General features: G+C 65.4%; 12 protein-coding genes. 1 reads left to right on the top strand and 11 read right to left on the bottom strand.

All coding sequences use genetic code 11. The annotated features are described in order from the left end of the window. Window positions 1–111: 111 nt before the first annotated feature. A complete protein-coding gene (gene secA / locus PCA10_RS05390; RefSeq protein WP_016491020.1) occupies window positions 112–2,853 on the bottom strand; it encodes a preprotein translocase subunit SecA in 2,742 nt (913 codons plus the stop codon). Between the two features lie 251 nt (window positions 2,854–3,104). Between secA and PCA10_RS05385 the strand changes: the two genes are divergently transcribed. Continuing rightward, window positions 3,105–3,560: a DUF721 domain-containing protein gene (locus PCA10_RS05385; RefSeq protein WP_041770144.1), complete on the top strand. Its 456-nt coding sequence runs from the start codon at window positions 3,105–3,107 to the stop codon at window positions 3,558–3,560. A 222-nt stretch (window positions 3,561–3,782) separates the two neighbouring features. On the opposite strand, the gene lpxC is transcribed toward PCA10_RS05385, so the two are convergent. From lpxC to mraY, 10 genes are all read right to left on the bottom strand, one after another. After that, window positions 3,783–4,694 carry a UDP-3-O-acyl-N-acetylglucosamine deacetylase gene (gene lpxC / locus PCA10_RS05380; protein WP_016491018.1) on the bottom strand — a complete coding sequence of 304 codons (912 nt, stop codon included), beginning with the start codon at window positions 4,692–4,694 and terminating at the stop codon, window positions 3,783–3,785. A gap of 112 nt (window positions 4,695–4,806) precedes the next feature. Further along, window positions 4,807–5,994 carry a cell division protein FtsZ gene (ftsZ, locus tag PCA10_RS05375; protein WP_016491017.1) on the bottom strand — a complete coding sequence of 396 codons (1,188 nt, stop codon included), beginning with the start codon at window positions 5,992–5,994 and terminating at the stop codon, window positions 4,807–4,809. Between the two features lie 47 nt (window positions 5,995–6,041). After that, complete coding sequence (gene ftsA, locus PCA10_RS05370) at window positions 6,042–7,292, bottom strand: cell division protein FtsA (RefSeq protein WP_016491016.1); 1,251 nt, start codon at window positions 7,290–7,292, stop codon at window positions 6,042–6,044. Between the two features lie 22 nt (window positions 7,293–7,314). Then, on the bottom strand, window positions 7,315–8,178 hold the full coding sequence (locus PCA10_RS05365; protein ID WP_016491015.1) for a cell division protein FtsQ/DivIB: 864 nt from the start codon (window positions 8,176–8,178) through the stop codon (window positions 7,315–7,317). A 4-nt stretch (window positions 8,179–8,182) separates the two neighbouring features. Then, complete coding sequence (locus PCA10_RS05360; protein WP_016491014.1) at window positions 8,183–9,130, bottom strand: D-alanine--D-alanine ligase; 948 nt, start codon at window positions 9,128–9,130, stop codon at window positions 8,183–8,185. Next, on the bottom strand, window positions 9,127–10,587 hold the full coding sequence (gene murC / locus PCA10_RS05355) for a UDP-N-acetylmuramate--L-alanine ligase (RefSeq protein WP_016491013.1): 1,461 nt from the start codon (window positions 10,585–10,587) through the stop codon (window positions 9,127–9,129). The genes PCA10_RS05360 and murC overlap by 4 nt, the downstream gene beginning before the upstream one ends. Continuing rightward, window positions 10,580–11,650 carry an undecaprenyldiphospho-muramoylpentapeptide beta-N-acetylglucosaminyltransferase gene (gene murG, locus PCA10_RS05350; RefSeq protein ID WP_016491012.1) on the bottom strand — a complete coding sequence of 357 codons (1,071 nt, stop codon included), beginning with the start codon at window positions 11,648–11,650 and terminating at the stop codon, window positions 10,580–10,582. The genes murC and murG overlap by 8 nt, the downstream gene beginning before the upstream one ends. After that, complete coding sequence (gene ftsW, locus PCA10_RS05345; RefSeq protein WP_016491011.1) at window positions 11,647–12,855, bottom strand: putative lipid II flippase FtsW; 1,209 nt, start codon at window positions 12,853–12,855, stop codon at window positions 11,647–11,649. Before ftsW ends, murG begins: the two co-directional genes overlap by 4 nt. Beyond that, window positions 12,855–14,201, bottom strand: coding sequence for a UDP-N-acetylmuramoyl-L-alanine--D-glutamate ligase (gene murD, locus PCA10_RS05340; RefSeq protein ID WP_041770143.1), 1,347 nt, complete (start codon window positions 14,199–14,201; stop codon window positions 12,855–12,857). The genes ftsW and murD overlap by 1 nt, the downstream gene beginning before the upstream one ends. A 6-nt stretch (window positions 14,202–14,207) precedes the next feature. Beyond that, window positions 14,208–15,290 (bottom strand): phospho-N-acetylmuramoyl-pentapeptide-transferase, encoded by a 1,083-nt coding sequence (mraY, locus tag PCA10_RS05335; protein WP_016491009.1) that lies wholly within the window; start codon window positions 15,288–15,290, stop codon window positions 14,208–14,210. Window positions 15,291–15,292: the final 2 nt, after the last annotated feature.

The raw sequence follows: 15,292 nt of genomic DNA, 5'->3' as shown, positions 1-15,292 counted from the left end.
CGCTCCTTTGTCAGGGGGTGACCGGCTGCGGTCGGCGCAGGCGGCCTGGGATATCTGGAAAAACGCCGCGAGCGGCAGGGCCGGTCGCGGCGTTGGAACTACAGCGTTGCCTTAGCCGATCTGGCCGTGGCAGTGCTTGTATTTCTTGCCCGAGCCGCAGGGGCAGGGTTCGTTGCGGCCTACCTTGGGTTCGGTGCGTACCGGTGCGGCAGCGGTGGCGACAGCCAGGTCACCTTGTTCCTCGGCCATTTCCGGCTCGTCGAGGCTGGGCGCGGCGGCATGCTGGAACTGCATGCGGCTGGCCATTTCCTCGGCTTCGCGGCGCAGGCGGGCTTCTTCCTCGACCGGGTCTTCGCGACGAACCTGGACGTGGGAGAGAACGCGGATGGTGTCGCGCTTGATGGAATCCAGCAGGTCCTGGAACAGGGTGAAGGATTCGCGCTTGTATTCCTGCTTCGGGTTCTTCTGCGCGTAGCCACGCAGGTGGATACCGTGGCGCAGGTGGTCCATGGTGGACAGGTGGTCCTTCCACAGGTCGTCCAGTACGCGCAGCAGCATCTGCTTCTCGAAGGCACGCAGGGCTTCGGCGCCGGCGAGATCTTCCTTCTCGTTATAGGCGGCCAGCAGTTGCGCCATGATCTTCTCGCGCAGGGTCTCTTCGTAGAGCTTGTCGTCTTCGTCGAGCCACTGCTGGACCGGCAGCTTGAGGCCGAAGTCGCTGTAGAGGGCGGCTTCCAGGCCGGCGATGTCCCACTGCTCGGGCATCGACTGCGGCGGGATGTGGGCGTCGATGGTGCTGTTCAGCACTTCTTCGCGGAACTCGCTGATGGTGTCGCCGATGAATTCGGCGGCCAGCAAGCTGTTGCGCATGTGGTAGATCACCTTGCGCTGCTCGTTGGCCACGTCGTCGTATTCGAGCAGCTGCTTGCGGATGTCGAAGTTGCGGCCTTCGACCTTGCGCTGGGCCTTCTCGATGGCGTTGGTCACCATGCGGTGCTCGATGGCCTCGCCGGACTGCATGCCCAGGGCCTTCATGAAGTTCTTCACCCGGTCGGAGGCGAAGATGCGCATCAGGTTGTCTTCCAGCGACAGGTAGAAGCGGCTGGAACCCGGGTCGCCCTGGCGACCGGCACGGCCGCGCAGCTGGTTGTCGATACGGCGGGACTCGTGACGCTCGGAAGCGACGACGTGCAGGCCACCGGACTCGATCACCTGCTGGTGACGCTTCTGCCATTCGGCCTTGATCTGCGCGACCTGTTCGTCGGTCGGGGCTTCCAGGGCGGCCACTTCGGCTTCCCAGTTGCCGCCCAGCAGGATGTCGGTACCACGGCCAGCCATGTTGGTGGCGATGGTCACGGCGCCCGGGCTACCGGCCTGGGCGATGATCTCGGCTTCACGCTCGTGGTACTTGGCGTTGAGCACCTTGTGCTCGATGCCGGCCTTGGTCAGCAGGTCGGCGACGTACTCCGAGCTTTCGATCGAGGCGGTACCCACCAGCACCGGACGGCCGTTGGCCTGGCATTCCTTGATGTCGGTGATGATGGCGGCGAACTTCTCTTCCTGGGTCAGGTAGACCAGGTCGTTGAAGTCCTTGCGCGCAACCGGACGGTGGGTCGGGATGACCACGACGTCCAGGCCGTAGATCTGACGGAACTCGAAGGCCTCGGTGTCGGCGGTACCGGTCATGCCGGACAGCTTCTTGTAGAGGCGGAAGTAGTTCTGGAAGGTGGTGGAGGCCAGGGTCTGGCTCTCGGCCTGGATCGGCAGGTTTTCCTTCGCCTCGATGGCCTGGTGCAGGCCTTCGGACAGGCGACGGCCGGGCATGGTACGGCCGGTGTGCTCGTCGATCAGCAGGACCTGGTCGTTCTGCACGATGTATTCGATGTTGCGGTGGAACAGGGTGTGGGCGCGCAGCGCTGCGTAGACGTGGGTCAGCAGGCTGAGGTTGTGCGCCGAGTAGAGGCTCTCGCCCTCGGCCAGCAGGCCGGCCTGGGTGAGCATCTCCTCGATGTACTGGTGGCCCATCTCGTTGAGCTCGACCTGGCGGGTCTTCTCGTCGACCGAGTAGTGGCCTTCCTGGGTGACCTGGCCCTCCACTTCCTCGATGTGCCGCTTGAGGCGCGGGATCAGCTTGTTGATCTGGATGTAAAGCTGGGAGCTGTCTTCAGCCTGACCGGAGATGATCAGCGGGGTACGCGCTTCGTCGATGAGGATGGAGTCCACTTCGTCGATCACGGCGAAGTTCAGCTCGCGCTGGAACTTGTCGTCCAGGCTGAAGGCCATGTTGTCGCGCAGGTAGTCGAAGCCGAATTCGTTGTTGGTGCCGTAGGTGATGTCGGACGCGTAGGCGGCGCGCTTCTCTTCCGGCGGCTGGAAGGGGGTGACGATACCGACGGACAGGCCGAGGAACTCATACAACGGACGCATCCAGTTGGCGTCGCGGCGGGCCAGGTAGTCGTTCACGGTGATCACGTGCACGCCCTTGCCGGACAGCGCGTTGAGGTAAACGGCCAGGGTCCCTACCAGGGTCTTGCCCTCGCCGGTACGCATCTCGGCGATCTTGCCCTCGTGCAGGGCCATGCCGCCGATCAGCTGGACGTCGAAGTGGCGCATGCCCATCACCCGCTTGCCGGCCTCACGGGCCACGGCGAAGGCCTCGGCAAGCAGTTGGTCAAGGGTCTCACCCTTGGCCAGGCGCGCCTTGAACTCTTCGGTCTTGGCACGCAGCTGGTCATCGGACAAGGCCACCATCTGCTCTTCGAACGCGTTGACGGCCTGGACAGCCTTCGCCATGCGCTTCACTTCGCGTTCGTTCTTGCTTCCAAAGAGTTTCTTCAACAATGGCGCAAACATATAGAGAGATTCTTCCACACATTGGGATGGAGGGCGGCCTGGAGTCGCCCGCGCAGCCGCCATGGCTGCTTGCGAAGGGGGCATTCTACCCGGAATCCTTGTCGAGGAAAGCGGGAGCGGTTCCCGGTCTCCGTAGGACCGCGACCGCACCAGCGGATCGGCCGGCCGTGGCGTCGGGGGACGAACACGGACCGTGACGATGGACTCCCTCTGTTAATATGGGCGCATCTGCCCTCATTCAAGCTCCCATCATGGCGTTTCGTCCGTTGCCCGCCCGCTCCCCCGCCGCCTTGCTGCGCGAGCAGAAGCCGTTGCGCGCACTGTTCAACGAAGCCCAGCGCATCGACCAGCTCCAGCAACTGCTCGCCAGCCAGCTGCAACCGGCCGCCCGTGAGCACTGCCACGTGGCCGCCTGGCGAGAAGGCCGGCTGCTGCTGATCGTCACCGACGGCCACTGGGCTACCCGGCTGCGCTACCAGCAGACCCGCCTGCTGCGCCAGCTGAAGGGCTTCGAGGCGTTCGCCGGCCTCGAGCGGATCATCTTCAAGGTGCAACCGAGCTACAGCCCGGCCACCGCCCCCGCACTCGAAGGTCGCCTCTCCCCCGCCGCCGCCGAAAGCCTGCAGGCCACCGCCGATACCGTGACCGACCCCAGGTTGCGCGAAGCCCTGGAGCGCCTGGCGCGCCACGGCAAACCCCAGGAATGAAGCACAGTCCGCCACCGAGCGCCCATGCCGGTCCTGGCACACCCTGCTTGATGTAGGAGCGAATTCATTCGCGAAGGGCCGCAGGCCCGTGCCCGCCAATTGCGAATGAATTCGACCCGACAATGACGTGGCCCGAATGCAATCCGCGCCCGCCCAAACAAATGCCCATAAAAAAAAAGGCCACCCGAGGGTGGCCTTTGAAGTCAGGAAAGAGGGTATTGCTTAAACGGCTGCTACCGGTCGCATATAGGAGATAGGTGCAGTCCTGGCATCCTCGAAGGTCACCACTTCCCAGGCGTCCTTCTGCTCGATGAGCTGGCGAAGCAGGCGATTGTTCAGCGCGTGACCCGACTTGAAGCCACGGAATTCGCCGATCAGGCTGTTGCCGAGCAGGTAGAGGTCACCGATCGCATCGAGAATCTTGTGCTTGACGAATTCGTCCTCGTAACGGAGGCCGTCTTCGTTAAGCACCTGGTTCTCGTCAACCACGATGGCGTTCTCCACGCTACCGCCGAGTGCCAGGTTCTGCGAACGCAGGAACTCGATGTCGCGCATGAAGCCGAAGGTCCGCGCGCGGCTGACCTCCTTGACGAACGAGGTGCTGGAAAAGTCCACGCTCGCACTCTGGGTGCGGTTGCGGAAAACCGGGTGATCGAAATCGATCTCGAAGCTCACCTTGAATCCGTCGAAGGGCACGAAGGTGGCGCGCTTGTCGCCCTCTTCTACTGTCACTTCGCGCAGGATGCGGATGAATTTCTTGGCCGACTCCTGCTCCTGCAGACCGGCAGATTGAATCAGGAAGACGAAGGGACCGGCGCTGCCGTCCATGATCGGCACTTCCGACGCGGAGAGTTCGACGTAGGCGTTGTCGATGCCCAGGCCAGCCATGGCCGAAAGCAGGTGCTCCACGGTGTCCACCTTGACCTCACCGTTGATCAGTGTGGTCGACATGGTGGTCTCACCAACATTCTCGGCGCGGGCGGGGATTTCCACCACGGGGTCGAGGTCGGTACGGCGGAACACTATGCCGGTGTCGACCGGCGCGGGCTTCAGGGTCAGGTAAACCTTTTCCCCGGAATGCAGCCCTACGCCAGTGGCACGGATAATGTTCTTGAGAGTGCGTTGTCTGATCATGGCATTGGCCGCTTGTGCGCAAGTTGCGAACTGTTTTCAACAATGGGCGGCGATAATAGCAGAACCGCCCTTTGCTGAACACCAATCACCCTAATGCTCCTGATATAGTCCATCAATCGGCCTGGCGACGCAGGAAGGCCGGGATGTCCAGATAATCCAGGTCATCCTGAGTGTTGAGCTTTGCGGCGGTGGCCGCGCCGGCGTGAGCCTGGTTGCGCATCACGGTCGGGCGATCCAGATCGCGGTAGTTCACCGACGACTGCTCCGGACGAGTGGCAACGGTGGCGGTGGCCACAGCGGCGGCTTGTACGGTGTTGTCGACGACCTTCACAGGCTTCTCGATGCGCGCACCCAGGCCAGTGGCCACTACGGTTACGTGCAGCTCGTCGCGCATGTCCGGATCGATCACGGTACCCACCTTGACGGTGGCGTGCTCGGAGGCGAACTGCTCGATGATGTTACCCACGTCGGAGTACTCGCCCAGGGACAGGTCGGGACCGGCGGTGATGTTCACCAGGATGCCGCGCGCGCCCTGCAGGTTGACGTCGTCCAGCAGCGGGTTGCGGATGGCCGCCTCGGTGGCTTCGCGAGCACGATTCGGACCGCTGGCGCAGCCGGTACCCATCATCGCCATGCCCATCTCACCCATCACGGTCTTAACGTCGGCGAAGTCGACGTTGATCATGCCGGGACGCTTGATGATGTCGGAGATGCCGCGCACCGCGCCGGCGAGCACGTCGTCAGCCTTGGCGAAGGCGGACAGCAGGCTGGCGTCCTTGCCGAGGATGGTCAGCAGCTTCTCGTTGGGGATGGTGATCAGCGAGTCGACGCTCTCCGCCAGCGAGCGGATGCCTTCGTCGGCGATCTGCATGCGCTTGCGACCTTCGAAGGGGAACGGACGGGTCACCACCGCAACGGTGAGGATGCCCATTTCCTTGGCCACTTCAGCGATTACCGGAGCCGCGCCGGTACCGGTGCCGCCGCCCATGCCGGTGGTGATGAAGACCATGTCGGCGCCTTGCAGCACTTCGGCGATGCGCTCGCGGTCTTCGATGGCAGCCTGACGGCCGACTTCCGGATTGGCGCCGGCGCCCAGGCCCTTGGTCACGCCCGGGCCGAGCTGCAGCACGGTGCGCGCACCGATGTTCTTCAGCGCCTGGGCATCGGTGTTGGCGCAGATGAACTCGACGCCTTCGATGTTGCTCTTGGCCATGTGGTTCACGGCGTTGCCACCGCCACCACCGACGCCGATTACCTTGATGACCGCTGTTTGCGGAACATTATCTACGAGTTCGAACATTTCCCCTCTCCTTCCTTTTTTAGTTTTTCGCCTACTGCGTACCGCTGTTAAAAATTGCCCTGTACCCAGCGTTTCAGCCGTTCCAGTACAGGTGCCTTGGCCTCTTCGGCGTAACCGAAGCTGCCAGTGGAAACAGGCATGCCGTCGGACTGCTTGCGCAGCCCGTACATCAGCAGGCCCACGCCCGTGGAATAGATGGGGTTGCGCACGACATCCGCGAGCCCCTTCACGCTATGCGGCACGCCCAGGCGTACCGGCATGTGGAAAATCTCTTCGGCCAGCTCGACCGCGCCTTCCATCTTCGCGGTGCCGCCGGTGAGGACGATGCCCGCCGGGATCAGGTCCTCGTAGCCGCTGCGACGCAGCTCCGCCTGGATCAGGGTGAACAGCTCGTCGTAACGGGGCTCCACCACCTCGGCCAGGGCCTGGCGCGACAGCTCGCGCGGCGGACGGTCGCCGACGCTCGGCACCTTGATGGTCTCGCCGGCGCCGGCCAGCTTGGCCAGGGCGCAGGCGTAGCGGATCTTGATTTCCTCGGCGTACTGGGTCGGCGTACGCAGGGCCATGGCGATGTCGTTGGTGACCTGGTCGCCGGCGATCGGGATCACCGCGGTATGGCGGATGGCGCCTTCGGTGAAGATGGCGATGTCGGTGGTGCCGCCACCGATATCCACCAGGCAGACACCCAGCTCCTTCTCGTCATCGGTGATCACCGAGTAGGCCGAGGCCAGTTGCTCGAGGATGATGTCGTCGACTTCCAGGCCGCAGCGGCGCACGCACTTCTCGATGTTCTGCGCCGCGTTCACCGCGCAGGTAACCACATGCACCTTGGCTTCCAGGCGCACGCCGGACATGCCCAGCGGCTCGCGCACGCCTTCCTGGTTATCGATCACGTAGTCCTGGGCCAGGGTGTGCAGCACACGCTGGTCGGCCGGGATGGCCACCGCCTGGGCGGCATCCAGCACACGCTCGATATCGGCGCCGCTGACCTCGCGGTCGCGGATCGCCACGATGCCGTGGGAGTTCAGGCTGCGGATGTGATTGCCGGCGATGCCGACGAACGCCGAGTGGATGCGGCAGCCCGCCATCAGCTGGGCCTCCTCCACCGCGCGCTGGATGGATTGCACGGTGGACTCGATGTTCACCACCACGCCCTTCTTCAGACCGCGAGAGGGGTGGGTGCCGATGCCGACTATCTCCAGCTGGCCATCGGCCGCGACCTCACCCACCAGCGCCACCACCTTGGAGGTGCCGATGTCCAGGCCGACGATCATCTTGCCGCTCTGTACACTTGCCATGGTTCTAACCTTCTCTCTCAATTCACTGCACGGCGACCGTGGTCGTCGCGGGGGCTTCGATCGGCGTCCGCCAGGCCACAGCCAGGCCGTTCGGATAGCGCAGATCGACGCGCTCTATGTTCGTAATCTGGTCCTTCAGCGTTTTCTCGTAGATCGAGATGAAACGTCGCATCTTGTCCACCAGATGATCCCGTCCCAGCAGCAGCTCGACGCCCTGACCGGTCGACAGGAACCAGCTGCCACGTTCGCGCAGCTCCAGCCGGACGATGGAGAAGCCGAGCGGGCGCAGCATCTGGCTGAGCATCTGGTACTGCTGCATGACCTGCTCCTGGGCGCGCTGCGGCCCCCAGAGCTGCGGCAGTTGTTCGTAGTGGGCCAGCTCGCGCGGGGCGAACGCCTGGCCCTGGTTGTTCAACAGCGCCTCGTCACCCCAGCGGGCGATCGGCAGTTGCTCTTCCAGGCGCACCAGCACCTGGTCCGGCCACACCCGGCGCACCTCGGCGTGGGCGATCCAGGGCATCTGCTCCAGCTCGCGGCGCATGCCCGCCAGGTCGATGCTGAAGAAGCTCGCGGCGATGTAGGGCGCGATGCGCTGCTGCACCGCCTGCTGGCTGATGTAGCTCAGGTCGCCCTGCACATTGACCTTGGCGATGGGCCGGTCGGCGTAGGGCAACAGGCGTTGCGCCGCTTCGTAGGCGCCGAATCCGAGCACCGCCAGCATCACCGGCCAGAGCAGCTTGCGCAGGAAGCCGAAGCTCGGCTTGGGCAGACGCTGGGTCAGCGGCTCCTTGGCCACCATCCGGCTGGCGCCACGCGGTATCGGCTTGCGCGACGGAGCGGCGCGACCGATTACGGGTTCCTGGCGGCGGATAGTGGCGCTACGCATGGGTTCAGCCCCTTGCCTGGACGCTGTCGGTCAGGATCGCCAGCACCAGTTGCTGGAAATCCAGGCCCGCAGCGCGTGCGGCCATGGGCACCAGGCTGTGATCGGTCATGCCTGGTGCGGTGTTGACTTCGAGGAGCCAGAAGCGCCCTTCGGCGTCCTGCATCACATCGGCACGGGCCCAGCCCTGGATGCCGAGGGTTTCGCAGGCGCGCGCGGTGAGCTGCTTCAGCTCTTCCTCCTTGTCCGCGTCCAGACCGCAGGGGATCTGGTAGCGGGTGTCACTGGCCAGGTACTTGGCGTCGTAGTCGTAGAAGGTGTGCGGGGTGCCGAGGCGGATGGGCGGCAGCACTTCGCCGCGCAACCAGGCCACGGTGAATTCGGGACCCTGGATCCACTGTTCCACCAGCACCTGCGAGTCGTACACGGCGGCGCCCTGCCAGGCCTGGATCAGGGCTTCGACGCCCTCCACCTTGGCCATGCCGATGCTGGAGCCTTCGTGGGCCGGCTTGACGATCAGCGGGAAGCCCAGCTCGGCGGCGGCCTGGCGGCAGTCCTGTTCGCTGGCCAGCACGGCGTGACGCGGGGTCGGCAGGCCCAGACTTATCCACAGCTGCTTGGTGCGCAGCTTGTCCATGGCCAGGGCCGACGCGAGGATTCCGCTGCCGGTGTAGGGAATGTCCAGGCACTCCAGCAGGCCCTGCATGCTGCCGTCTTCGCCGCCACGGCCGTGGAGGATGATGAAGGCGCGGTCGATCTTCTCGGCCTGCAGGCGTTGCAGCAGGTCGTCGCCCACGTCGATGCCGAAGGCGTCCACGCCTGCGGCCTGCAGGGACTGCAGCACCATGGCGCCGGACTTGAGGGAGACCTCGCGCTCGGCGCTCTTGCCGCCGTAGAGCACGGCGACGCGACCGAAGGCGGCCGGCTCGAGGTTGGGTTGGCGTTGCGCGCTCATTTGTTCTTCCTCTTGGCGGAGTCACCGGACTGACCGCCGAACAGCGGGTTCTGAATCAGTTGCGGGGCCAAGGCGCCAATATCGCCGGCACCCTGGCAGAGCAGGATGTCGCCGGCACGCAGCAGTGGCTTGACCAGCGGAGCCAGGTCGACGCCGCGCTCGATGTAGATCGGGTCCAGCTGGCCGCGCTGACGAATGCTGTGGCACAGCTGGCGGCTGTCGGCACCGGGAATCGGCTCTTCGCCGGCCGGGTAGACCTCCATCAGCAGCAGTACGTTGGCTTCGCCCAGCACCTGCACGAAATCGTCGTAGAGGTCGCGGGTACGGCTGTAGCGGTGCGGTTGGTAGACCATCACCAGGCGGCGCTCCGGCCAACCGCCACGCACGGCCTTGACCACCGCGGCGACTTCACGGGGATGGTGGCCGTAGTCGTCCACCAGCATCACGCTGCCGCCGTCGACCGGCAGCTCACCGTAGACCTGGAAGCGCCGGCCGACGCCCTGGAAGCCCGACAGGCCCTGGACGATGGCTTCGTCGCTGATGCCCTCGTCGCTGGCGATGGCGATGGTGGCCAGGGAGTTCAGCACGTTGTGGTTGCCCGGCATGTTCACCGAGACATCCAGCGGCTCGCGGTCGCGGCGCAGCACGGTGAACCAGGTGCGCATGCCTTCCTGGCGCACGTTGATGGCGCGCACGTCGGCGTCTTCGGAGAAGCCGTAGGTGACCGTGGGACGGGCCACCTGGGGGAGGATCTCGCGGACCACCGGGTCATCCACGCAGAGCACGGCCAGGCCGTAGAACGGCAGGTTGTGGAGGAACTCCACGAAAGTTTTCTTCAGCCGATTGAAGTCACCTTCGTAGGTGCTCATGTGGTCGGCGTCGATATTGGTGACCACGGCCACCATCGGCTGCAGGTGCAGGAAGCTGGCGTCGCTCTCGTCGGCCTCGGCCACCAGGTAACGGCTGGTGCCCAACTGCGCATTGGTGCCGGCGGCGTTCAGGCGGCCACCGATGACGAAGGTCGGGTCCAGGCCGCCGGCGGCGAAGACCGAGGCGATCAGGCTGGTGGTGGTGGTCTTGCCGTGGGTGCCGGCCACGGCGATGCCGTGGCGGTAGCGCATCAGCTCGGCGAGCATCTCGGCGCGCGGCACCACCGGGATGCGGCGCTCCAGGGCGACCGCCACCTCGGGGTTGGACTTGTTCACCGCGCTGGACACCACCAGCACGTCGGCGTGCTCGGCGTTCTCGGCGCGGTGGCCGATGAAGATCTGTGCGCCGAACATTTCCAGGCGCTCGGTCACCGCCGAGGCCTTGAGGTCGGAGCCGGACACCCGGTAGCCCAGGTTCAGCAGCACTTCGGCGATCCCGCACATGCCCACACCGCCGATGCCGACGAAGTGGATACGGCGGATACGGCGCATCTCGGGCTGGGGCATGGCTTTCTGGCTCTCAACCATGGGCCACCTCCAGGCAGATCTCGACCACGGTACGGGTGGCGGCGGGCTTGGCCAGACGGCGGGCGGTAGCGCCCATGGCCTTGAGTTTTTCGGGCTGCATCAGTACCTCGGTCAGCTGAGCGGCCAGCTTGGCCGCGTCAGTGGAATGTTGCGGAAGAAGGACAGCCGCGCCCTCCTTCGCCAGATATTCGGCATTGCGCGACTGGTGGTCGTCGATCGCATGGGGCAGCGGCACCAGGAACGAGGGCAGGCCGGCGGCCGCCAGTTCGCTCACGGTCAGGGCGCCGGCACGGCAGATGACCAGGTCGGCCCAGGCATAGGCACGGGCCATGTCCTTGATGAAGGGTGCGACCTCGGCTTCGACCGCGGCTTCGCGATAACGCTCCGCAGTGATCTCGTCATGCTTGCGACCGGCCTGGTGGAACACCTCCGGACGCAGGTCCGCAGGCACCTTGGCCAGGGCTTCGGGCAGCAATTTGTTCAGGGGCTCGGCGCCCAGGCTGCCACCCAGCACCAGCAGGCGCGGCTTGCGGCCGGCCAGGGTGTCGCGCGGGGTCTCCAGGAACAGCTCCTCGCGTACCGGGTTGCCGGTGGTGCGCCGTTTGTCGCTTTTCCCGAAGGTCTCGGGGAAGGCCTCGCACACGCGGCTGGCGATCGGCGCCAGGCTGCGGTTGGCGGTGCCGGCGACGGCGTTCTGCTCATGGATGATCAGCGGCACGCCGGACAGGCGCGCGGCCAGGCCGCCGGGGCCGGTGACGTAGCCACCCATGCCCAGCACGCAGACCGGATTCAGCTCACGCACCACGCGACGCGCCTGGAACAGCGACTTGAGCAGCTCGAACGGCGCCTTGAGCAGGGACTTCAGCCCCTTGCCGCGCAACCCGCTCACCTGGATCAGGTGCAGCGGCAAGCCGGCCTGGGGAACCAGTTCGTTCTCGATGCCCTTGGGCGTACCCAGCCAGTGCACGGTGAAGCCCCGCGCCTGGAACTCGCGGGCGCAGGCCAGGGCCGGGAACACGTGGCCGCCGGTACCGCCGGCCATGATCAGCACGTTGCCGCTCATGGGCGCACCTCCTCGTCGAAGAAATCGCTCTCGACGAATTCCACTTCCTCGTTGCCCAGGTGCGTGCGGCGCTCCCACTCGATACGCAGCAGCAGCGCCAGGCTGACGCAGCAGATCACCAGCGAGCTGCCGCCGTAGCTGAGGAACGGCAGGGTCAGGCCCTTGGTCGGCAGCAGGCCGACGTTCACCCCGATGTTGATCAGCACCTGGCCAATCCAGAGGAAGGCCAGGCCATAGGCGACGTAGGCGGAGAAGTACTGACGGGCCTTCTCGGCCCAGAGGCCGATATACAGTGCGCGGACGCTGACGAAGACGAACAGGCCGACGGTGGCCAGGGCACCGATCATCCCCAGCTCCTCGGCCAGCACGGCGAAGACGAAGTCGGTATGGGCTTCCGGCAGGTAGAACTGCTTCTGGATGCTGTTGCCCAGGCCAACCCCGAACCACTCGCCGCGACCGAAGGCGATCAACGCCTGGCTCAGCTGGTAGCCGGCGCCGTACTGGTCGGCCCAGGGGTCGACGAAGTTGGTCAGGCGCTGCATCCGGTAGCTCTGGCTGGTCATCACCAGCACGCCGGCGGCAAGGACGGCGCCGGCCAGCGGGATGAAGCGCACCAGGTTGATGCCACCGAGGAACAGCATGGCGATGCAGGAGCCCACCAGCACCACGGTGGCGCCGAAGTCCGGCTCGGCCAGCAGCAGCACGGCGATGGGGCCCAGCACCAGCATCGGCTTGATGAAGCCGGTGAGTTTTTCGCGCACCTCGTCCTGACGGCGCACCATGTAGCCGGCGATGAACATCACGGTGAACAGCTTGGCCAGCTCGGACGGCTGCAGGTTGAACAGGCCGAAGCCGATCCAGCGCTTGGCGCCGTTGATCTCGCGGCCGATGCCCGGCAGCAGGACCAGCACCAGCAGGACGATGGCCGCCAGCATCAGCTGTGCGCCATGCTTCTGCCAGAAGGCCATGGGGATCTGCAGGGTGACCAGGCCGGCGCCCAGGCCGATCGCCAGGTAAATCAGGTGGCGGATCATGTGGTACAGCGGATTGCCGGATTGCGCCGCGGCGACTTCCGACGAGGCCGATGTGATCATCACCAGGCCCAGGCCGAGCAGCGACAGGCAACCGGCCAGCAGCGGGAAGTCGATGTCGATGCCGCGGCGGCTGCGCAGCGGCGACGGGGCGGCGAGCAGACGGGCCAGCATCAGGCGAGCCCCTCCGCGGCCTGGGCGAACAGGCGCCCGCGTTCTTCGAAGTTCTTGAACATGTCCAGGCTGGCGCAAGCCGGCGACAGCAGCACGGCGTCACCCGCCTCGGCCAGTTCGGCGCAGCGTTGCACGGCTTCGTCCAGGGTCTTGACCCGCACCTGTGGTACGGAATCGCCCAGGGCGTCGGCGATCAATTCGGCGTCACGACCGAGCAGCACCACCGCGCGGCAGAAACGCGCCACGGGAGCCTTGAGGCCGGAGAAATCGGCTCCCTTGCCATCGCCACCGGCGATCAGCACCAGCTTGCCGTCGATATCGGCACCCAGGCCTTCGATGGCGGCCAGGGCGGCACCGACGTTGGTGGCCTTGGAGTCGTCGTAATAGGACACGCCGCGCAACTCGCGCACCCACTGGCAACGGTGGGCCAGGCCGGCGAAGGTCCGCAGGGTATCGAGCATGGGCTCGAACGGCAGTCCCACCGCGTGGCCAAGGGCCAAGGCAGCCAGGGCATTGGATTGATTGTGCGCGCCACGGACTTTCAGTTCGCGCACCGGCATCAGTTTGTCGAACTGGTAGGCCAGGTACTTCTCGCCGTCTTCCTCGATCAGCCCGAAGGACTTGAAGTCAGGGCGGTTGAGGCCGAAGGTCCAGTTGGGCACCTGGTCGGCCACCAGCGGTCGGGACAGGGCATCGCCACGGTTGACCACCACCTGCCGCGCGCCCCGGAAGATCCGGTGCTTGGCCAGGTGATAGGCCTGCATGTCGGCGTAGCGGTCCATATGGTCTTCGCTGACGTTGAGCACGGTGGCCACTTCGGCGTTCAGCCGCTCGGTGGTCTCCAGCTGGAAGCTGGACAGCTCCAGCACATAGAGCTCGACGTCGTCGTCCAGCAGGTCGAGCGCCGGGGTACCCAGGTTGCCACCCACGGCGACGCGCTTGCCGGCGGCCCGAGCCATCTCGCCCACCAGGGTGGTGACGGTGCTCTTGGCGTTGGAACCGGTAATGGCGACGATCGGCGCCTTGGCGTTGCGGGTGAACAGTTCGATGTCACCGGACAGCTTGGTACCGCGCCGGGCGGCTTCCTGCAGCGCCGGCGTGGCCAGGGCCAGGCCGGGGCTCACGTAGAGCTCGCTGGCGCGGCTGAGGAAGTCCGCGTCGAGGTCGCCGCAACGCACTTCCACCTGCGGGTACTGCTCGCGCAGGGTGGCAAGCTCCGGCGGGTTCGCACGGGTATCGGCCACGGCAAACGACACGCCCTGGCGCGCCAGGAAGCGCACCAGGGACATGCCGCTCTTGCCGAGGCCGACAACGATGCGGAACTGGTCGGAAGCGATCAACGTCACGCTCGATTACCTCAGTTTCAGGGTGGCGAGGCCAATCAGCACCAGGATCACGGTGATGATCCAGAACCGTACGATGACCCGGGGTTCGGGCCAGCCTTTCAGTTCGAAATGGTGGTGAATAGGGGCCATGCGGAATACGCGACGACCGGTCAGCTTGAACGAAGCGACCTGGATCATCACCGACAGGGTTTCCATGACGAACACGCCGCCCATGATGAACAGCACCACTTCCTGGCGGACGATCACAGCGATGGTACCCAGGGCCGCGCCCAGGGCCAGGGCACCCACGTCACCCATGAAGACCTGGGCCGGATAGGTGTTGAACCAGAGGAAGCCGAGGCCGGCGCCCACCAGGGCCGCGCAGAACACGATCAGCTCGCCCGCCCCCGGCACGTAGGGGATGAGCAGGTATTCGGCGAATTTGATGTTGCCCGACAGGTAGCAGAAGATCCCCAGCGCTCCGCCGACCATCACGGTGGGCATGATCGCCAGGCCGTCGAGGCCGTCGGTCAGGTTCACCGCGTTGCTCGATCCGACGATGACGAAGTAGGTCAGGACCACGAAGCCGATACCCAGCGGGATCTCGATGTTCTTCACCAGCGGCAGGATCAGGGTGGTCTCGGCCGGGGTGCTGGCGGTCATGTAAAGGAAGACCGCAGCGGCGATGCCGAACACCGACTGCCAGAAATACTTCCAGCGGCTCGGCAGGCCGCGGGAGTTCTTCTCGATCACCTTGCGGTAGTCATCCACCCAGCCGACCGCGCCAAAGGCGAAGGTCACGGCCAGCACTACCCACACATAGCGGTTGGACAGGTCGGCCCACAGCAGGGTGCTGATGCCGATGGCGGTCAGGATCAGCGCGCCACCCATGGTCGGCGTGCCGGACTTGGACAGGTGCGATTGCGGGCCATCGTTACGCACGGCCTGGCCGATCTGGCGGATCTGCAGGGTGCGGATCATCCAGGGTCCGAGCCAGAGCGACAGCGACAGGGCTGTCAGGACGCCGAGAATCCCGCGCAGGGTCAGGTACTGGAACACCCCGAACCCTTTATGGAACTGTTGCAGGTACTCAGCGAGCAGCAGCAGCATGA

The organism is Pseudomonas resinovorans NBRC 106553 (assembly GCF_000412695.1).
Lineage (GTDB): Bacteria > Pseudomonadota > Gammaproteobacteria > Pseudomonadales > Pseudomonadaceae > Metapseudomonas > Metapseudomonas resinovorans_A.
The sequence above is the reverse complement of the archived record's forward strand: the minus strand, read 5'-3'. Positions and strand labels throughout refer to the sequence as shown.